Raw genomic sequence first — 20,280 nt, 5'->3', positions numbered from 1 at the left:
TATGGCGAATATCCATTATTTTAATAGATGCCTTGTTCCATAGTACAAGATGTTCATTTAAATGTAAGATGGCTTCTCAGCTCCTTAAAAATCATCAGTTATATATAATCTAGTGAACTCAATATGCAGTAAGTACAATAGTCCATTTATTATTATAACTATAACTCTCAACTATCGCAGCATGAGATCGACAAATAAGCCTTGATATAGTTGGGCAAAGCAGCACCCCATTGCTGGAGTTGACTCTGACACCAAACCTTAGCTTCACGTACTATTGAGCTGATTTTGGCTCAGCGAAAGTTGTACGGATGAAGCAAGAAATCAAACTTTTAAGGACATCAGCGTAATTTTAGCAAGTTAAAATATCAGTCGGTGGGGACCTTCAATATCACTCAATCACTTCAAACTGGACGTAAAATTTGCAAGTGCTGTATTATGGAAGCTGGAGCGATTGGATTAGCTATGAGGATAATCCGGTGGCTACCAGGGAGGAATAGGCGCAGAAACATATTTTGGCTATTAAGTGCGTAAAAAAGGAGAATTAGAAATGAAAACCTATCTTGTGTTCGGTGCAAGCAAAGGATTAGGAGATGCATTTGTCAGGGGTGTGCCCCAACAGGGCGATAAGGTCTGGGTAGTTTCTCGCACCAAGCCTGACAACTTGAAGCTGAACGATGGTGTAGAACGAATATGGATACAGGCAGATCTGTCTGATCTCAACGCAGCCACACTTGTCGTCAATAAACTCGGGAACGACACACTGGATGTTCTCATTTACAATGTCGGAATCTGGGAAAAGGAAGGCTTTGAAGATCACTACACATTTGACAAAGATGAGCCTGCTGATATAAGTCAACTGATACATGTAAATGTCACCTCAGCCATTGTATGTATTCAATCGTTATTACCTCATCTTCGTCAATCCAAAGCTGGAAAAATTATTCTCATTGGCTCTACAGCTGGTCTGAATAATGCAAACAACACCCAGGTTGCTTTTGTCGCCTCCAAATTTGCGATTCGAGGGATCACGGAGGCCTTGAGAGAACATACAAGACACGACGGCATTGCCGTTACGTGTATCAACCCGGGGGAGCTGGCAGCTGAAATTCCATATGAAGAGGGAAGTGAACGGGCACTTGACGAATATAATGGGACACGTATCCCCCTAGCGGATATGGTTTCCATTGTAAAATGCATAGTCAACCTGTCCAAGGCAGCCTGCGTTAAAGAAATTAATATTCCGGCAATAAAGGATATGAACACTTAATCGGGAATCCGTCACAATTGATTATGAAGAGCCCCGTGGGGATCAGGGGAAAATAAATACAAAAGCCCGCGTCCGACGCGGGCTTTTGTGTTTCCTTCACAATGCAGGAAGGCTGGTTGGATGGTTCCTTGCTGCATTGGAAACGCTTGGCTATGTTGCTGCCTGTTGTTCCTTGGGATTTTGCATCAAACTGACCAACAGCATGGACAGGACCAGTACAAGAAAGTATAAAGGCATCGTAAGTAGCAAGCCGTTATGAATCAAACTCATGCCGCTCGTAATCATACTCACCAGCAAATAATAGCCGAGTCCAAACATAGCTCCTGAGGTCCCAAGGACATCATGGTAATCCACGAGGGCCATGCTCAGACAGTTTGGAAGAGCTATGCCGATACCCAGCAGGACGACGAATATGCAGAATACCGTGAGCACAAGGTCGATCAGCGTGGCTTCGATTCCGTAAAGCGCTAGACAGGCAAGACTAAGCGCCCCGATCGTTGATACACCACAGCCGAGAGTAATAATTCGTTCCGCTTGAATTGCGGGCAGCAGTCTTCTGGACAGCATTGCCCCCACAATGGACGATAGCGCGACAAAGATACCCAGACATCCGAAAGTGCCAGCACTCAGCCCGAAAAAATTAATGAAAATAAACGGAGCCTCAGCATAATAGCTGAACAAAATTCCGTTGGCAGTTCCGATGAGCAAGCCAAAGCGCCATACTCTGCGATCCTTCATCAACCGCACTGCCACGGACAACATACTGACGTTTTGAGTCGCCTCCAGTCGGGTTTCAGGCAACCGTGCCCAAGCATATAGCCAGATGACCACGCCCATTAATACAAGCGTGAAGAACACCGCTCGAAAGCCGAGTGCCTGATCAATCCATCCGCCCAAAAAAGGACCAACTGCAGGTGTAAACGCCAGTGCGGCCGAGATTTGGGCAAAGGCTGCATGACGCTTCGCCCCATCCAGGCTTTCGCGCAGTATCGTTTGGGTTACGGCAGAGCCAGCGCTGGCGCCAAAAGCCTGAATAAAACGGCATACCATGAGCCATTCGACCGATGAAGACCCATAACACCCCAGGCTGCCTATGGCATAGACGAAAATGCCCCACAGCATCGACGGGCGGCGTCCCATCAAATCTGACAGCCTGCCCCAACAAAATACCCCTAAGGCAAAGCCCAAAAAATATATGCTGAGCGTAAGTTGGATGGCATTGCTGCTCGTTGCCATATGGCGGGCGATGTCTGGTAACGAAGGTGTGTAGATCGTTTCACTAATTTGCGGAAAACCGACAAGTATGATTAATAATAATAACGATATATGTTTTGAGATTTTTCTTTGCACAGCCAATATCCCCCTTATCATTTAAAAATCTCAACCGACTGGCTAAGACATTAGGGGATTGGGGGTTTGCATTTAATTAGTCTGGAAAAAGAAAGCATATTATTCACCATTTCTTCGTAATAAGGGGGGATTAAACTAAGAGCTATTATATCAGATTATTGAAGCCTTTCATAAATTGTTTGATATAATGTTCCGTGTACCTCTCTTCACTGTCACCGGGTTTTCTAAACGGATGAGTAGCAATTCAATTCCACGAAGCATATGGTTGAAAGCATTTACACATATATTGGCGTATGTACTTAACCGAATCAATATCCAATCCGAGGAGTCCTTTATGATCTTTAGATAATATGCCTACATCTATTTATATATTTGAATGCTGTTTGTACCTTTTCAATCCTGTCCATCATTTTTGTGTAGAAAGAAATACTTGATAATAAATTATAGAAACCAGAACAAACTTCTTTATATCATTTTAATATAAGCCGTTGCTTGAATATTATGTTATGCGTTGCAATTCCATCCCTGAAAATACCATGAGGATTATCCTTGTATGTAATTCTTCTTATAGAGCAACTTTACAACATCCATTTGTTGATTGTGTGATATTCCACTTTTATTAGTAACCTTGTTCCATAGTTCTTTAATGTCTTCTAATACTTTTGGAATCCCTTCAATTCGCATAACAACGCCCTAAAAATATTACTTTGCGATCGTTCCAATGTCATTTGCTTACAATCTTACTCATTACAAACGTTCCCAGGTTCGTACTTCAATACTTCTTCTTTGATAAGTTACCATGTAGATCATTCCAATCTTCAGATCGAAACATAGTAGCAGACGAAATCCCTGTCATTCAATAATTTTTGAAGAGGTTTATAACTAATTATCTGATATGCCTTTTACACAGGAAGTGAATTTTTCTTTAATTTTCTTTATCAAAAACATATTCGACATGTCTTGAATTAAACGTTCGAACTGTTAAAATTATGTTCAACAAGTCATAAAATCTTCTCAAAAATGTATAGATCATCTTCTTCTCTAACTTTGGTGAATCCGCACTTTATATAGAAGTGATGATTCTTGACACTCCAACTAGTAGTATCAAGCCACCATTTATTGTTATCTGGAAAAATCCTTTCAACTTCTTTCATTACTTTCATACCAATTCCTTGATTCTGAAAGTTCGGATCAATAAAAATTCTTCCTATATTATGAACTTGGCTACTTTCTATAAATATCAAAGCCCCCCCTATTATTTCTCCATTAAAAAGCACCTTGAAATATTCACATTTTTGCATCATTTCTTCTTGCCAGCTTATGGAATCATATCCTAGTGGACCACCGATTTCGTTATTATTGAAATGTTTTGATTCTTCATCAAAGCTGGCCATTTGTATTTCCGTTGATTTCTTTCTATTCCTTCATTAAATTCTTGCTCTATGATTTTCATCGTATAGATAATTTCATTTAATGTTCCTATCACACTTCGATTATTAGTAGTTGTGATAATCATACCTTCATTTTCTTCGATATACCTGCTGATTACTTTTTCTTCGATTTCCTCACTCATTAAATAATTTCTTAGTTCATTAACGAATAACTCTTCTACATTTTTTAATTGTGCCTTTTTAACTCCTACGATCGTTAAACTTAATCTTGATAAGTCATTCATGAATACGATTGTTTTTCTTCTATTCAAAGTAAACATATTGGCATGCCATGTATTTAACGGAACAGATATATCTGTTTTTTGTACTTTATAATCCATTTCTTTTAGCAGTTTTTGTGTCGCTCTTATAACGTACATTATTGTTCTCCTTGTTATTGATTTACAGGTTTGCAATGGTTTCAGATAACGTTGTTGTGTTCATGACGTCCCACCACCTTAAAGGAGCGTATGCGACAGGCCGCGACGCGGTTAGGTGGGGGCGGATGTGTCCGATGACTATGCTTCCTCGCTACTGAAATTCCTCTTCGATTTAACTTCTAACTTCTTTCGGACCAAGGGGCCGATGCCATGACGCATGAACATGTTGTTGTCTGATGCTCCCAACTTCTCTGATAAACTCACAAAATGCTATACCATATCTGAAATAAACATGGCTTTAGTTCCTTCTTCTGGCTTAAATCCAAATATTCCATAGAATTTTTCTGCACTATCATAGGATATAAGCACTTTTGTTTTGATATTAGAATATCGACTAAGCATTTTTTCCATCATTCTCTTTCCAATTCCTAATGATTGATATTCTTTATGTACTAACATGTAATGAAAATATACTGTCATCACTCCGTCAGACAGTGCATTTATTAAGCCAATTAATTTGGTATCATCCCATGCAGTAATAACCGTATGCGAGTTTTTTATTGCTTGTCTAAGATCTTCTGGGAAATCTCCTGATTTCCAGTCCACCGAGTGAAACAGTTCTTGAATTGCTTGTTTATCAATGTCTTTTATTTCTTTGAACATGATTGTCATAATATTGCTCCTATCTTTTTGTGTTTTGATTTGGAGTATCGGATAACGTTCCTGTATTCACGACCCAGCGTATGCTGGGTGTTCGGCGAATGCTGGACCGAGGACGAATGTCCAATGCGTGAATATTATGTTAGTTGATGTTACTGTTCTACTCGAAATCACTAAATCTATTTCTAATCATTTCTGCTTGCTTAGTGGCAACCTCTAAGCTTTGTTCTAGCTTCTCTAAGAACTCTTCAACATAATTTTCTCTTAAAATCGGTATTGTAAAGGTTCTTTCATAATTCAAAGATTTGTATTTAAAAGTGAACAAAACAGAGTTGATTTCACTTACGTTAGTTTTATCTGCATCATCTAATATTGCCTGAAACATTCGCCCATCAAATATGACCATCGGATAGTAAATACATATGTCATCCTTTGTTTTATCTTTTCCATAATATAAGCTTGCTTTTACTGCCGCTGTTAGAGCTTTGAATATTGTCTCTCCTGTCTCTGATCCTTTGAAGGCTTCAAAAAAATTTCGAGCTCTATAATCATAACCTTTAAAAGGATGTACTTCTTTAATATAGTTTGTTGAAATCAATCCAAAAGGCTTGGTATTTTCGAAATTCCATACAAACAATTCCTCTAAATCCTGATCATCATATTCGTCAACTCCTGACTCCAAAAATACCCAAGGTTTATTATCGCTTTTCTTGCACTCAATAACTAAAACGTTTCTAACGTATATATCTTGATTGGTTTTTTTGTCCCTAAAGATTCTATTCAAGTGCGAAAGTATATCAATTTCTCTAGACTTTCCTTCGTCTTCATCAATGTAATAGGCACTATGATTTACGAAGTACCTTCTATTTTTTAAAAGCTTCGAAACTCTTAGTTCAAGAGGAAATCCTGTCTTATTGATTTCTTCTTGAATCTTTTTGATGATATTTTCCGACTCCATAGGACTTCTCCTCTTTGCAGTAATTTCACTTAACGTTCCCGTATTCACGAATCCTCACCGACTTAAGGACCAAAGGCCCGGCCGCGACGCGGTTAGTCGGTGAGGATTGTCCGCCTGACGCAGCTTCTCTTCTGGACTCCTCTGGCGGGCCAAGAAATAGCGTCAGCCGGACCGCTGCGTGAATACAATGTTATTGGATGTCAGTGCCTTCAATGAGAAGCTTTCAAATTCTTTCATTCGATTCGATTAGTACCACCAGTCATTAAAATGCTGTTCGAGAAATTTAACCTCATTCACGTAATGAGCTAAATGACCTTCTTCAACTAGCCTTATAAACGCAGTGTCACCAGTTGCAGCACGGTCGGATAGTGTAGTACACATAAAATTAATACGTGAAATTACCCACTGCTTAAGATCACTTGGCACTTGGATGCCGTAAGAATTGAAAAACATCTCAATACGTCTCCTTCGCGTAGCTGCATGACTCTCTTTATTGTAATCAACAACTACTCTATCATCTTCTCCTGGGGAAAACGTTGTAAGTGGAACACATGTATACAATGTGTAAACAATATCCCAAATACGCGGCCCTGGCCCCGCCATATCAAAATCAATAATGCCTACAGGATGTTGCTCTTTAAACACAACGTTATACAATGCAACATCGTTATGACAGATAACCTCATGTAATGACGGCTCTGGATACTCATTTATTGACTGTGTAGATGTTTTAAATCCTACAGTTGCATCGTGGTAGCTTCTTAAGAGTTTAGCCAGCTCGGCTAAGACCTCGTCTGACCACATATATCTATCAATTTCAGGGTAATCGTTTCCTGAAACTACGCCTTCTAGGTAAGATAGGATTTCTCTCCCTTTCTCATCTATGCCCATGTATCTAGGAGAGTAGGGGTAGCCAACTTTTTCAAGGTGTTTAAGCAATTTATGTACAAAAGGATTTGGCTTAGCATTACGTCGGACTGTTTCTCCTACCTTAACTACGTTATTAATGTTTCCTCCAGAAAGGACTTCCTCGTGTTCCGTCAATTTCCTTCCTCCTCTTAAACCAACAATATATTTCTCACTGATTTCCTATAACGTTTCTGTATTCATGAACCCATAGGGTTGTCTGCTGAAATGCCTCTCCGAAATCCATCTCGCAGACCAAGGCTCCGAAGGAGCCGTGCTTGAATTTATGTTATAGGATGTCAGTGCCTTCCCGAATTAGCTCACCATATTTCAAAAATCTATCTTATGAATTTTATAATGGTTATATATTTCATCATCTATTTCTATCTCTCCGACAAACTTAAAATCACTTTTTTGAATAACTCTATTCGATGCACCATTCTCTAGTAATACAATTGCATTTAATTCTTTGATCTCCGTGTTATCAAATAAATACTGAATTATTCCCTGAACTGCTTGAGTCGTATATCCTTTACTTCTATGTTCTTTTGAAATACCATACATGATTTCTCTGTTTGGTGCTGGAAGATCGTCTTTTATTCCTGAACAACACCAGCCAATAAATTCCCCGGTTTCTTTAAGTACGATCCCTAGCCTCAGTCTAAGATCACCAACATCCAGTCCTTCTTCGACAAGTTTAAGAAATTGATTGTTTTCTGGTATTTCATAATTCTTCAACCAGTCTAGTCTGACTTCTTTTTCAACATTCCAACCTGGTAAGAACTCATAAATCTCCGGCTGCCATGTAAGTTCATGTAATTCATTTAAATCTTCTAATTGATATTCGCGAAGGATAATGTCTTTACATTCTATTGTCAGGCTGTACGGGTTCTTTTCAGAGTGCATATAAATCCTCCTTTGTTTGTATTGATATTACGATGATTCGCACTGATTTCCGATAACGTTTCTGTATTCACGATATTGATCTTCTTAGATAGTTCCCATCTTAGGAAGATCAACGTGTACGGCTGCTTCCACATCTCCGAAATCCTCCTGCCGGACCAAGAGCCGAATAGCCCAAAGCGTGAATATTATGTTATATGAGTTACACGCCTCCCTGCAATAAAATCACCAAGGTTCTTTAATTCATGTTTCTTTCCGAACAATTAATAATTCATCCGCCTGGAGATTCGAGAAAAATATTGACTCGTCGATAATTTGATAATAATTCATATTTCCTTTATTTATTATTGCAGCATCAAACATCCATATATTATCCAAGTCGTTCTGTATTAACGCTTCCCAAGGACGGCCATCAGTTGCTTCATTAGTAAAATACACACTAGATTGATTAGATAAATGTAATAATACTTTCATTAACTTCCAAATAACTAAACTATATTCTTCTCTTAATGCGTAATCAAAATAATATTGTACGTTCTCCTCTGTCCAAAGGAAAAGGCTAACTTCAAGCCAAGGTTGTTGCAATTCTTTGATGCTTTTTGAAGTCCCGCCCATAACAAAAGGACGAATGTGCATAAGTTGTCCAGCGATCATAAGTTCTTTTGTTTCTTCTCCTCCATTCACACACACATAGCCATCCTCATCTATCTCCCATTCTAGTCCACTAAAAACAGAAATTATTTCAGCGTCTTTAATCCCACAATCATTTAATGCGATTATAAAGTCAAGCATGAGCTCTTTTATATTACTTTGATCGCACTTTATATTAGGTTTGGACTTGAGAATATTTTGGCATCTCATTCCCTCATTTCATCATTGCGTGTATTTCAACTAACATCTAATCTATGTACTTCGTAAGTACTGCACCTTCAAGTGAGTATCTGAACTACATATATGATAACTCACTCAGTTCCACTTGCGAAGAAAAAATTGATGAAAAAGGAATATTAAGCAGAGAGCTCAAGCTTCCATATCCACGTGATCCAGCAGGCTCTGAATACGCTGGATATTTTTCGTGCTGGCATGCTTATAGCGCTGCGTTATAATTACTACTAAATTAAGCGTTGAATTTTTACTCTCCCCTACTTCTACGTTACAAAAAAAGAAGTTACATGGCCTAGTCTCGGACTAGTTCAGTAACTCCCTTTTCCAACCCTATTCAATAGGTAGATTTATTATTCTTTTACCGCCCCGATCACGATCCCGGTCACAAAATAACGTTGCAGAAACGGATACACGAGCAGGATCGGCAGTGCACTGATAAAGATTTGCGAGGCCCGAATGGTTCGCTGGGACAGATTGGCGACGACTTCCGGGTCGAGCTTGGACATGTCGGCCTGAACGATAATCGTCTGCATAAATGTCGCCAGCGGAAGCTTTTCTGAATCTCGAATATAGATGATTCCGTCAAAATAAGAGTTCCAATGTCCGACCATCATGAATAGGGAAACCGTGGCAACGACGGGTATGGAGACGGGCAAATATATTTTGATAAAAGTCTGCAAATGCCCTGCCCCATCAATAAAAGCGGCTTCCTCCAGATCCTTGGGTACGGTACGGAAGAAATTAAGCAGCAGAATAATGTTAAATACCGCAACCAATCCAGGCAGAATCAATGCCAGCAATGTATTCATCAGTCCAAGCTTCAGAATCAGAATGTAGCCCGGAATGAGACCACCGCTGAATAACATGGTGATGACAAAATACCAAAGGTAAACATTGCGTGCACGGAAGACTCGCGCCTCCTTGGAGAGCGCATACGCTGCAATCGTATTTACCACTAACGCAAGTCCCGTTCCAAGTACCGTCCGCTCCACAGACACCCACAAGGAGGAGAGGAAATTGGCATTATCAAACGTCTTGGCATAGGCTTCAAGCGTAAAACCAATCGGCCAGAACGTAACCAGTCCAGCATTGGCAGGTGCGGATGCGCTAAGAGATACCATGAGCAAGTGATATAAAGGCAGCAAGCAGAGCAGCGAAAGGATGGTCAGGAACACATTATTGAATATGCTGAATACTCGATAAGGAATCGTTTTATGGTACATCGGCTCGTCATCCTTTCTAGAAAATTCTGTACCCCGCGAAGCGGTAGGCCAGTCGGTATGAGATCACGATCAGGATTAAGCTAATAACCGATTTAAATAAATTCACGGCGGTAGCGAAGCTGAACTGCCCACTAAGCAGACCTTCCCTGTACACAAAGGTATCGATGATATCCGCTTGCTGATAGATTAATGGACTATATAAGTTAAAGATCTGATCGAAGTTTGCATTGAGCACATTGCCTAGTGCCAGGGTTGCGATCACGATCCCAATCGGAATAAGCGCCGGGATGGTAATATACATCGTCTGCTTCCAGCGCCCCGCCCCATCCACTTCAGCCGCTTCATAGAGTGACGGATTAATACCGGACAGTGCCGCCAGGAAAATGATCGTGTTGAAGCCAAACTCCTTCCAGACATCACTTGCAATGATCGTAAAGCGGAACCAGTTGCCATCCCCAAGGAAGAAAATCGGCTTGATGCCGAATACAGAGGAAAGGAATTGATTGATGATCCCTGTCTGGGCCAGAATATCGATCAGAATGCCTGATAGCGTAACCCAAGACAAAAAGTGCGGAAGATACACGAGCGTTTGAATGGTTCTTTTAAGCGCCATCTTCCTGACCTCATTCAGCAATAAGGCGAAGATAAATGGAATAATCAGGTTCATTACCATTTTGGAACAGGCAAAAAACAGCGTATTCCACGTAATTTGCAGGAAATAATCATTCTCCCACATGTACCTGAAATGCTTTAGTCCGACCCATTCAGAATTAAAAAAACCCAGTGCAGGTTTATAGTCTTGAAATGCCATAAGAATCCCGGACATCGGAATATACGAAAAAATAAAAATCATAATGGCCGCCGGCAACACCATCAAGTGGAGAATCCATGGTTGTTTATAGACTTTCTTTTTTCTTCTATTCGGCTTGCTCCCACTGTTTGCCTGCGGCACCCGGTTAGCCTCCATATTAGCCTCCATAGCGCCCTCCTGTTCCCAAAAAAGTTTTTGTGTGTAATGGGAATCTCTGCTATAAATAGTATCAGGCACTCCTCAGGTCTGACTATATAACATTGTTAGGCTGGATATGGTTTTGTTAGGAATATCGATTGAAGGAGGCTTTTATGAATATATGGAAGCGCTTTATATTATTCCAAGGAACGGCTCGATCCCGGTTTAGTCTGTTTGCCAAAATAAACGGCTTAATCGTGGTTTTGTTCATCCCCATTATTATCATGTATACCTACTCTAACAATGTCACCTACGATGTCGTAAGCAAAGAGCTGCAAATATCCAATACCAAACAGCTCACCTTTTTATCCAGTCAGATCGATTCCCGCATTACTCAGATGATGGATTTCAGTCTTATTCTCTCTAGAGATCCCAATGTCAGAGCATTCAATGGTTTGAACATGTGGGATGATCTTTATGACCAGATGCAGACCCGATATGTCATTCAGGAAAAGATGATGCTTCAATCCGGAGTCACCGATATATGGCCCACCCGATATGCTGTGTATTCACAGCAGAACCACGATGTCATCGCCAACTACAACAGAACATCAGGTTATGATGAGAATTACCTAAAAAGAAATATGAGTGGCCAATGGACATATGGTGATCATGGTGCGGAATCTCAAGAGAAGCTTCAATCCTTTTACTGGTTCTTTACCGATTCCTTGGCCCAGCCGGGGATATTGACGGGAAGCAACCTAGTGATTGAAGCCAGCTTTAGTTATGAGAACATTCAGAACATGCTGGATACGTATAAGAAAGGTGGACAAGGCGATCCCTTCTTTTATCACAAAGGGAATTCGCCCATTCTGAACCGCAGTGCAGAGAAGCAGCTATCCGAAGAACTCATTCGTTATCTGGATACTCACTCCTTGGAGGACACTACACAGGATGTCGTGAAGCTGAATGGGAAGAACTATCTGGTCAGTTCTGTAAAGTCTTCATATTTGGATTGGCATTTAGTAGATGTGGTCCCACTCTATCAGATCCTGCAACCCATTTCACTCAGTCGGAACCTGTTCTATCTCTCTATGATTCTGCTATTTGTTGTGGGCATTTCCGCTTCAATACTACTGTACAGAAACGTTCAATATCCGATCAAAAAGCTGATTCAGGGCTTACGGCGTGTGGAGTGGGGAGACTACTCCGTACGTCTGCATAGCAAGGATCAGAATGAGTTCTCATTTCTGTTTCAACGATTTAATGATATGTCTCATCAAATTCAAGATCTGATCGAGAATGTATTTCATGAAAAGATCAGAGCCCGGGAAGCTACGCTGAAGCAGCTGCAGGCGCAGATCAATCCCCATTTTCTGTATAACTGCCTTGGCTATATCATCAATATGGCCCAGATGAAGGATGAAGAAGCGGTCATCTCTATGGCTTATAACTTAAGTGCGTACTATCGCTATACCACCCGAGTGGAACGAGAAACGTCTTCTTTGAAGGAAGAAATCAAGCTGCTCGTCAACTATTTGGATATCCAAAAGCTGCGCAATGGGAGAATTGAATATCATATCGATATCCCTGAGCATATGCTTAGTCAGTCTGTTCCACGTTTAATGCTTCAACCGATTGTGGAAAATTCGGTCATTCACGGTGTAACGAAGTCATATTCATCTGGTGAAATCCGAATTAGCGGGGGAAGCTCGGACGGTTTCTGCAAAATTTACATTGATGACGACGGACCCGGCCTGAGCCCGGATCAGTTGGAAGCTCTGAATCGTAAAATGCAGCAGCCGCTGCAGGGGGAAATGGGCTGTGGTCTCTGGAATACGAACCAGCGGATCATGCATCTGTTCGGCAATCAGTCACGCCTTATTTTCAAGCCGTCCCCGCTCGGCGGATTCCGAACAGAGATCATCTGGGAGATTCCAACAGAGGAAGAAAATCATAACGATATAAGTTGAACTAAACATTTACACGATAACGGAGAGGGCAGATCTGGAGAAGCGAAGCGTTCGCCAAAAAGCTTTCTGAAAGAAAGCTACATCGGAAACATAGGCTTATCCCCGGATTTCCCCTTTTGTAAGGGATTCAAAAAATCTGGGGATAACAGCGATCAGAAGATGGTTCTGACCGCGCAGTGGTTCCGTGTAAAATCATTCGTTCAACTTATATACACAAACCAACAAGGAGACAAATAAGATGCAGATGATCATCGTAGACGATGAAGCACACTGGGTAGATAACCTTTCCATGACCAAACCCTGGCACACTCTGGGGATTGAACATGTGCATAAAGCTTACTCAGCACATGAAGCACTACAAATTATTGATACGCACCCCATTGATATTGTGATCTCGGATATTCAGATGCCCGAAATGACAGGGATTGAACTGATCGAACGGATCAGAGTCCGTGACAAAAAAATAAAGTGTATTCTTTTATCCGGATATTCCGAATTCGATTTCGCCAAAAAAGCCATCCAGTACGAGGCCGTTGATTACTTGCTGAAACCACCGACTGACGATGAATTGATGGGCGCCGTTCAAAAGGCTATTGATCAATTAAACACAGAATGGGAGCTCATAAGCTCACTTAAACGAACCCAGTTTACCCTTCGGGAGAATCTGCCCCATTTACGTGGTCGACTGCTCCTTGAGGCCTTACAGGGACATCGATTCGCAGCCGGCGAATGGGAACGGAAACTTGCGAATTACGATCTGCCCTTCCACGCCGGAGATTACGCGTTAATGCTTGTACGCATGGAAGAAGAATTTAGGCACTATGACAACAACGATCAAACCTTGATCGAATATGCAGTCATCAATATGGCTGAAGAGATTATGGGTGAGTTTATGGAAGTCTGGGGCGTGAAGGAGGAACATGGATATCTGGTGTTTCTGCTTCAACTTAAAGAGAACGATACCGACATTGGAAAAGAAACTATACTGGAGAAGCTTTCTGTGCAGCTTCAGTCTAAGGTCAAGCAGTTCCTGAAGGGTTCCCTCTCCATCGTCATCACCGAGTGGTTCCCGTTTCCAAAACAGCTATATGACCGCTTTCGGCAGGCCTCGGCTTATTTCCGGCAAATTGTCGGAGATGAGCGCGAATTCGTGATGCGGGTCAGTGACGTGGAAACGCCCGCAGCGCAAGGCCCCCTGGATGTCCTGTATACTCCGCCCTCTTTCATTCATCTGTTGGAAAGCGGGCAATGGGATGCCGCAGAAGAAAAAATAGTAGCCGTCTGTGAGGAACTGGATGAGAAATGGTCGGAATCGTGGGAGCATTGTATGGAGGCAGGTTTTTTAATTACGGCTTCTTTCACCAATCTCGCACACCGAAATAGGCTTACTCTGGCTACCTTAATGGGTAGCGATATGGAGTGGCTGCAGAGCGGGAAAGCTTTCTCCACCATCAGTAAACTGCGAAAATGGTCGCTTAGTGTGCTCGGCAAACTCAAGGAAGGCACGTCCAACGAAATCAAAGACATACGTTCCGAGTATGTGAGAAAGATTCAGGATTTTACGGATAAAAACCTGCATCTGGATGTTTCCCTCCGTGTACTGGCCGACCATGTCAATCTGCATCCGACCCATTTGTCCAAGATTTATAAGATTGAAACTGGTGAAGGCATAAGTGATTATATCTCGCGCCTGCGCATGGATCGTGCCTGTCACAAGCTGAAAATGACCACCAAAAAAGTATATGAAATCAGCATGGAGATTGGATATATGGACCCTGCTTATTTTATCAAGGTGTTCAAACGCCAGTTTGGGGTCACGCCCCAGGAGTACAGAGACCATCATAAATAGCATGATAGAGTCCTATCGAAACTAAAAAACTCATATAGATGCCATCCCCGCCGACTTGATACAGTTACACTTGTAAAGATCATACACCGTAGGGGGGATTGAAGAATGATCAAATTCAAAGCATGGTGGTCGCTGCTCATGGTCATCGCTCTTATCACAATTACAGCCTGTAGCAGTGGCGAAACATCCAATGAGAATGCCACGAACGATAATACGCTGGCGGCGGTCGGTTCACCCGAAGCAGAAGCTGCTTTTGCAAAAGGGAAATACGATCCACCCATTGAGTTCAGTTCGGTGTTGATGCCGAAGAAATACGTTCAAGGGGACACCAAAGAAAATAACGTTCACGATCGGTGGATGCTGGAAACGCTGGGCATGAAGCATAAAGATACCTGGTATCCAGCCAATGATGATCAATACAAACAAAAGCTTCAGTTGGCCATTGCCTCTGGCGAGAAGCTGCCTGATTTCGTTTCGGTACCCACCAATGCGGTATTGACCAATCAACTTATTGATTCCGGTCAATTCATTGCCATCGATGAGTTGTTCGACAAGTATGCAAATAAAATTCTGAAAGACCACGCGGCAGCGCATCCGGAGCTATGGTACCCTTTCACCAAGGACGGCAAGAAATACAATATGCCGATCCTAGAATACACAGATAATGACGACACGCTGCTGTGGTTCAGAGAAGATTGGATGGAAAAGCTGAATCTGGAAGCTCCCAAAACCATCGCGGATCTTGAAAATATCATGGATAAATTCAAGAACGAGAACCCGGATGGCTTAGCACCTAATGAAGTTTTTCCACTCGCAATTTCCTTGAAAAATAATACAAACACCTGGATGGGCTCACTCGATTGGTTATTCGGAGCATACGGCACGGTCCAGGAGCAGTGGAACAAAGACGCCCATGGCAATCTGGAGTACGGCTCCATTAATCCCGGTGCAAAGCAGGCACTCGTGAAGCTTAGTGAATGGATGGAAAAAGGCTATATTCATACCGACTCCGCCCTGTGGGATGAAGGTAAATCTGCGGAGAGCTGGACGAAAGGCACCGCAGGTATTCTGCCCGGATCCAACTGGATTCCAGACTGGCCAGCCCCCGATCTGTTGAAGAATGTGCCTGGAGCGAAAATTAAAGCTTATCCAATCCCAACAGGTCCAGATGGACTCATCGGTACGAAATGGCAGAACGCCGGCGTCAACGCCAGTATTATGATTAACAAGGACGCGAAGCATCCTGAAGCCATTTTCCTGTACTATAACTATCTGCTCGATAACCTGGCTAACCCGGCCGCTGGCAGTAAATATGAATACGGCTTCGCCAAAGGCTACGATTGGGACATCGTGGACGGACAACCGACCAGTGATAAAAAAAAGATTAAAGACTTCTCCAATGAGTTCCCTTTCCTGACTGGCCCGGCACGTATCCCGAATCTGTACATGAAGACACTCGTTAAACTGGCTGATGGGAAAACGCCAGAAACCCCTTATGAGAAACAAATGGCCGAGTTCCGCAAACCCGAAAACTGGGCCGCAGCCAAGGTAGTCATGTCACAATTAGACATTCGCAAGCAAAACTACTTCACCGGTGCTGCGACACCAACGATGGTATCCAAATGGAACCTGCTTCGCCAGTCCGAAATGGAAACCTTCAACAAAATCATCTACGGCAAGCTGCCGATCGATGCCTTTGACCAATTTGTAGCCAATTGGAAATCCAATGGCGGTGACCAGATTACGCAAGAAGTGAATGATTGGTTCAAGTCAGTGTCTGGGAAGTAAGGGATAAAAATAAGAAAAAAATATAAAAAGCCGAAGCGTGTGTTTTTGTCGTTTCGGCTTGCTTTGGTTTAGTTTAAGATCGCTACGCTTGATGGGCATTCGGCCTTTCGCTTTCGCCTTCTGCCCCTATAGACTGACTCAGCAAGGAAACCGCGAGCAGAATGCTATCCTGTAATCCTTGTAAGTATAATCTTTTTACTTGTATTAGTAGAAATTTTACAAACTCTTCTATCATCACCACCTTCAATTAATGCAGGGATCATATTGTTATTGAATAGAAGCGATAATGCTGCTCCGAAATCCTTCCATTAAACCTAGGCTGCCTAAGGAAACGCAGCTTTAATCTGTTGCTATGTGATGAACTATGCCCTCAGGATAATCTTCCTTTCATAAATTCCTCATATTCGATTCTAACCTTGTTATAGCAGTTTAATAATAATGCACGTAAAAATGAAAATGGAATATCAGTTGTGAACCACCCTTCCTGATCCTCGTACAAATTGCTTGTATAAGATAGGAAAGGCACTTTAATAAATCCTCCATAATCAATTAAATTTCGAAATCCATCTCCCAGACCCAGGCTCCAAAGGAACTGCAGCTTGAATATTATGTTATGCGTTGTTACTGCCATCTTTGAACTCCTTACAATTACCCTCTTTCTTATATGTCTTTCCATTTCTCTCTTCTTATTAGGTTTTCGATTTGCGATGCATGGTGTTTGTTGTGCCAAATAAATCTTTGTATAGCTGTCTCTAATGTAATTATTCCTAATACTTCGGTTTGTATAGTCCGTTTATAGTCTTCTATACTAAGTTCTTTCAGCAACACTAAAAAGCGATGATGCAATATTTCAATAAGTGATAGCGAATTCTCTACGGGCAACTTCTTGTAATCAATTAATTCTCCCCACGAATCTTCTCGATATGTGTTTGCTAATGGATTATTTTCAGTTAATCCTCTTTTAAATCTCAGGTACGCATTCATATCATTATCAGCTAAGTGATGTATGACCTGTCTTACTGTCCAACCGTTCGGCCGATACGGAGTCTCCAATTGGTATTGTTCGAGACCAATCAGCAATGTATTTAATCGCTTAATTAGTTCAGGAATTTGTTTAATAAGATTTATTATTTCATCATTTGAAAGATTGTTTTTGGGTTGAAATTGACCAATTGGATATTTGATTTGATCCATTGTATTTCCCCTTTCTTCTTTAGAATTGCAGTAATTGCACATAACGTTCTTGTATCCACGACGCTCCACCACCTTAAGACACCGAAGATGCAGGCCGCGATGCGGTTAGGTGGTGCGGGTGTGTTCGGCTGAATAGCCTTCCTAGTTACTGAAATACCTCTCCGAATCAGCTTCTAACTCCGGCCGGACCGAGGACAAAAATGGCCCGAAGCGTGAATATGCTGTTTTCTGCTGTTTCCACTACTTTGCATCTGCATTCAATTTATTAATTTGTTGTGTATTTTCTATTGATTTCTTACCTATGTGTTCATTAATAATACTTTGCCCTTCAATTGAATTGAGAAATTCTCTTACTTCATTATTTACTTTCTTTGTTCTGTTAAATGAAAAAGATTGTGCTCTTTCGGATTTAAACCCAATTAATATTATTGCAAGGCCTAAGCTAACTAATGTAAATACATCACTCAAAGCATTGACTTGTTTGACAGAAATATCAATCTTCAAATTAGGTAAAACGATTATTGCCGTCACCGCACACACAAGAAGAATAGAACGTAAAATTATTAAAACTTTATTTAGCTTTATCCCTTTCTTTACTATTATGCCTTCGATAATAAATTCTAATAAGTCATATAGTATAAGAAAGAACGCTGCAATTGAGACATATAATAACCACTTTCCAGTAGCATTAATAAATGGTGTTAGTCTTAGAACTGTAAAACAATAAAAGCAACTCCAACTGCTTTTGTGAACATTGTGGTCAAAACATATTCCTCCTAATAATTCTTATGGTCTTTGGCAATTGCAGATAACGTTCCTGTATTCACGACCCAGCGCATGCTGGGTGTCCGGCTATGCCGGACCAAGGACGAATGTCCGCAGCGTGAATATTATGTTATATAAAGTCCGTTTAGTAGTTTAACTTACCAAGTAATGCTTTTACATTTGAGGCATTGTTTTTTTTGTCCTGTGTTGTCCATGCCACAGTCATATTAAATTTCTTAAGCAATTGAATTAACTCCGTTATATCTTCAACAGCTCCATCAGTATAAATATATAATTTTCTTAAAGTTTTATCTTGAGGCTTTTTGCTTTTAGGAAGTCTCACTTCATTCTTTAATACTGTTTTATCAGCTTCGTCTACTACTCCTAACTCACTTATTATGCTTTTATTTTTTCTTAATTCAGCAATTTTGTGGTCACGGTTTATGGTTTGAGGAAAACTATTATTAAGTTGTTCAAGAAATCGCATAAAATCAAAAGAACCTGAATTTGAATTTAACCGCAGTTCCTTTATCAGATCTTCTTTCAACTCATCTTTTATATATACTTCAAACTTCCCTTTACTATGGTTACCATATACCTTCACAGGCTTTGTAAATTTGTTGGTATTTCTTAGATATATAAACAATTTGTCTTTTGAATCTTTATCTTCATCTGATAAAAACATCATAAATAAGAATCTTCCTTTTCCAATGTAGGTTTCAAAGATTAATGTTTTATCATCTGATAAGATAGATTCCGAATAAACATTATTCAAGTTATTAAAATTAAATGATATATTCATTTCTATACCTCTCATTTCTTAGGATCTCATATAACGTTCTTGTATTCATGACGTCCGACGTAGTCGGATGTGTCTGCTGAAAGCAGACCTAGGTTCTGTAAGGAACCGCAGCTTTGAATATTATGTTATGAGATGTTATTTCCATCTTTGAAATCTCTCTCAAGTTGGTTCCCATGAAAAGCTTTTATCATAAACTCTCTGTCTGGAACGTTTAACTGCTCAAAGGACTCCAAAAATGCTTTATTGTCATATGTGGTTCCTATAAGTTGAATACTCATTGTTCTTTTTTGCAGTTCTACTACCGCGTATCTTGCAATCGCATGATCATTACAACCTAAAGCTCCAGGATTCAAATAAACTCTTTGATCTGTCTTGAAGTAATGGATTGGATGATGATGACCAAAACAAACGAGATTGTAAGGTGAGCCTTTATACTTTGCGTCTAATTCTAATCCTGAAGGGTTCTCATCTATTACTTCTCTTTCTTCTTTATTCATATGATAATGGGTTATTAATATTTTTTGCCCTTCTACTTCAACATCTAATGTTTGAGGGAGATCTTCTATAAACTTGATATTTTCTTTTTTGAGATACCTACCTATCCACTTATGATGTTCAGCGATCATTTCATGACCCGGCAAGGTATCCTTCCCTTGCAGTAGTTTTAAAACCGCTTCTTCATGATTACCTGAAACCGCCGTTACATCCTCTCGATTCATTATCTCTTCAAGCACTTCGTTGGAGTTAGGGCCAATGCCAATCATATCACCCAGACAATATGTATGTTCGATATCTCCACGGAAATCAATATCAGAGAATACCGCACTCAATGCCGGATAATTACCATGAATATCAGTTAGAATTGCAATCTTCATCTAGGCTTCTCCTTCAAAAATTATTATTTATCTTTGATTTTGCTGGCAATAATTTCTCATAACGTTTCTGTATTCATGACGTCCGACAAAGTCGGATGTGTCTGCTGAAATACTTCTTCGAAA

The 20,280-nt window shown here is 40.7% G+C and carries 20 protein-coding genes; 4 read left to right on the top strand and 16 right to left on the bottom strand.

What is annotated here, in order from left to right; translation table 11 throughout:
- The first annotated feature begins 547 nt into the window (after positions 1-547).
- Positions 548-1,267 (top strand): SDR family NAD(P)-dependent oxidoreductase, encoded by a 720-nt coding sequence (locus tag C1I60_RS11125; protein ID WP_137061773.1) that lies wholly within the window; start codon positions 548-550, stop codon positions 1,265-1,267.
- Positions 1,268-1,417: 150 nt separating this feature from the next.
- Here C1I60_RS11125 and C1I60_RS11120 read toward each other — a convergent pair whose 3' ends face one another.
- The 11 genes from C1I60_RS11120 to C1I60_RS11075 all read right to left on the bottom strand — a co-directional run bounded on the left by C1I60_RS11120 (position 1,418) and on the right by C1I60_RS11075 (position 10,929).
- A complete protein-coding gene (locus C1I60_RS11120; RefSeq protein WP_137061772.1) occupies positions 1,418-2,617 on the bottom strand; it encodes a multidrug effflux MFS transporter in 1,200 nt (399 codons plus the stop codon).
- A 543-nt stretch (positions 2,618-3,160) separates the two neighbouring features.
- Positions 3,161-3,301, bottom strand: coding sequence for a DUF6979 family protein (locus tag C1I60_RS26435; protein ID WP_434784392.1), 141 nt, complete (start codon positions 3,299-3,301; stop codon positions 3,161-3,163).
- Between the two features lie 317 nt (positions 3,302-3,618).
- Positions 3,619-4,011 (bottom strand): GNAT family N-acetyltransferase, encoded by a 393-nt coding sequence (locus C1I60_RS11115; RefSeq protein ID WP_137061771.1) that lies wholly within the window; start codon positions 4,009-4,011, stop codon positions 3,619-3,621.
- Positions 3,951-4,427 carry a DUF6933 domain-containing protein gene (locus tag C1I60_RS11110; RefSeq protein WP_137061770.1) on the bottom strand — a complete coding sequence of 159 codons (477 nt, stop codon included), beginning with the start codon at positions 4,425-4,427 and terminating at the stop codon, positions 3,951-3,953. The genes C1I60_RS11115 and C1I60_RS11110 overlap by 61 nt, the downstream gene beginning before the upstream one ends.
- 270 nt (positions 4,428-4,697) lie before the next feature.
- Positions 4,698-5,099: a GNAT family N-acetyltransferase gene (locus C1I60_RS11105; RefSeq protein WP_137061769.1), complete on the bottom strand. Its 402-nt coding sequence runs from the start codon at positions 5,097-5,099 to the stop codon at positions 4,698-4,700.
- A 148-nt stretch (positions 5,100-5,247) separates the two neighbouring features.
- Entirely contained in the window at positions 5,248-6,045 is a 798-nt protein-coding gene (locus tag C1I60_RS11100; RefSeq protein ID WP_137061768.1) for a hypothetical protein, read from the bottom strand.
- A 246-nt stretch (positions 6,046-6,291) separates the two neighbouring features.
- A complete protein-coding gene (locus C1I60_RS11095) occupies positions 6,292-7,089 on the bottom strand; it encodes an aminoglycoside phosphotransferase family protein (RefSeq protein ID WP_137061767.1) in 798 nt (265 codons plus the stop codon).
- A gap of 192 nt (positions 7,090-7,281) precedes the next feature.
- Positions 7,282-7,857 carry a GNAT family N-acetyltransferase gene (locus tag C1I60_RS11090; protein WP_137061766.1) on the bottom strand — a complete coding sequence of 192 codons (576 nt, stop codon included), beginning with the start codon at positions 7,855-7,857 and terminating at the stop codon, positions 7,282-7,284.
- 240 nt (positions 7,858-8,097) lie between these two features.
- Positions 8,098-8,715: a hypothetical protein gene (locus tag C1I60_RS11085; RefSeq protein ID WP_170970782.1), complete on the bottom strand. Its 618-nt coding sequence runs from the start codon at positions 8,713-8,715 to the stop codon at positions 8,098-8,100.
- Between the two features lie 374 nt (positions 8,716-9,089).
- Positions 9,090-9,962 carry a carbohydrate ABC transporter permease gene (locus tag C1I60_RS11080; RefSeq protein ID WP_137061764.1) on the bottom strand — a complete coding sequence of 291 codons (873 nt, stop codon included), beginning with the start codon at positions 9,960-9,962 and terminating at the stop codon, positions 9,090-9,092.
- 16 nt (positions 9,963-9,978) lie between these two features.
- Positions 9,979-10,929, bottom strand: coding sequence for an ABC transporter permease (locus C1I60_RS11075; RefSeq protein WP_137062246.1), 951 nt, complete (start codon positions 10,927-10,929; stop codon positions 9,979-9,981).
- Positions 10,930-11,084: 155 nt separating this feature from the next.
- Between C1I60_RS11075 and C1I60_RS11070 the strand changes: the two genes are divergently transcribed.
- The 3 genes from C1I60_RS11070 to C1I60_RS11060 all read left to right on the top strand — a co-directional run bounded on the left by C1I60_RS11070 (position 11,085) and on the right by C1I60_RS11060 (position 16,521).
- Positions 11,085-12,884, top strand: coding sequence for a sensor histidine kinase (locus C1I60_RS11070; RefSeq protein ID WP_137061763.1), 1,800 nt, complete (start codon positions 11,085-11,087; stop codon positions 12,882-12,884).
- 238 nt (positions 12,885-13,122) lie between these two features.
- Positions 13,123-14,733, top strand: a complete 1,611-nt coding sequence (locus C1I60_RS11065; protein WP_137061762.1) for a response regulator transcription factor — start codon at positions 13,123-13,125, stop codon at positions 14,731-14,733.
- A gap of 105 nt (positions 14,734-14,838) precedes the next feature.
- Positions 14,839-16,521 (top strand): type 2 periplasmic-binding domain-containing protein, encoded by a 1,683-nt coding sequence (locus tag C1I60_RS11060; RefSeq protein WP_137061761.1) that lies wholly within the window; start codon positions 14,839-14,841, stop codon positions 16,519-16,521.
- A gap of 370 nt (positions 16,522-16,891) precedes the next feature.
- Here C1I60_RS11060 and C1I60_RS11055 read toward each other — a convergent pair whose 3' ends face one another.
- From C1I60_RS11055 to C1I60_RS11035, 5 genes are all read right to left on the bottom strand, one after another.
- A complete protein-coding gene (locus C1I60_RS11055) occupies positions 16,892-17,152 on the bottom strand; it encodes a hypothetical protein (RefSeq protein ID WP_137061760.1) in 261 nt (86 codons plus the stop codon).
- A 29-nt stretch (positions 17,153-17,181) separates the two neighbouring features.
- Positions 17,182-17,715, bottom strand: coding sequence for a YfiT family bacillithiol transferase (locus tag C1I60_RS11050; protein ID WP_137061759.1), 534 nt, complete (start codon positions 17,713-17,715; stop codon positions 17,182-17,184).
- A gap of 240 nt (positions 17,716-17,955) precedes the next feature.
- Positions 17,956-18,219: a hypothetical protein gene (locus tag C1I60_RS25565; RefSeq protein ID WP_252361676.1), complete on the bottom strand. Its 264-nt coding sequence runs from the start codon at positions 18,217-18,219 to the stop codon at positions 17,956-17,958.
- A gap of 406 nt (positions 18,220-18,625) precedes the next feature.
- Positions 18,626-19,282 (bottom strand): hypothetical protein, encoded by a 657-nt coding sequence (locus C1I60_RS11040; protein WP_212734462.1) that lies wholly within the window; start codon positions 19,280-19,282, stop codon positions 18,626-18,628.
- Positions 19,283-19,407: 125 nt separating this feature from the next.
- Positions 19,408-20,157 (bottom strand): metallophosphoesterase family protein, encoded by a 750-nt coding sequence (locus C1I60_RS11035; protein WP_252361675.1) that lies wholly within the window; start codon positions 20,155-20,157, stop codon positions 19,408-19,410.
- Positions 20,158-20,280 lie beyond the last annotated feature (123 nt).

Origin of the sequence: Paenibacillus terrae (genome assembly GCF_005217525.1) — a bacterium.
GTDB classification, from domain to species: domain Bacteria; phylum Bacillota; class Bacilli; order Paenibacillales; family Paenibacillaceae; genus Paenibacillus; species Paenibacillus terrae_C.
This window is presented reverse-complemented; position numbering and strand designations above follow the sequence as displayed.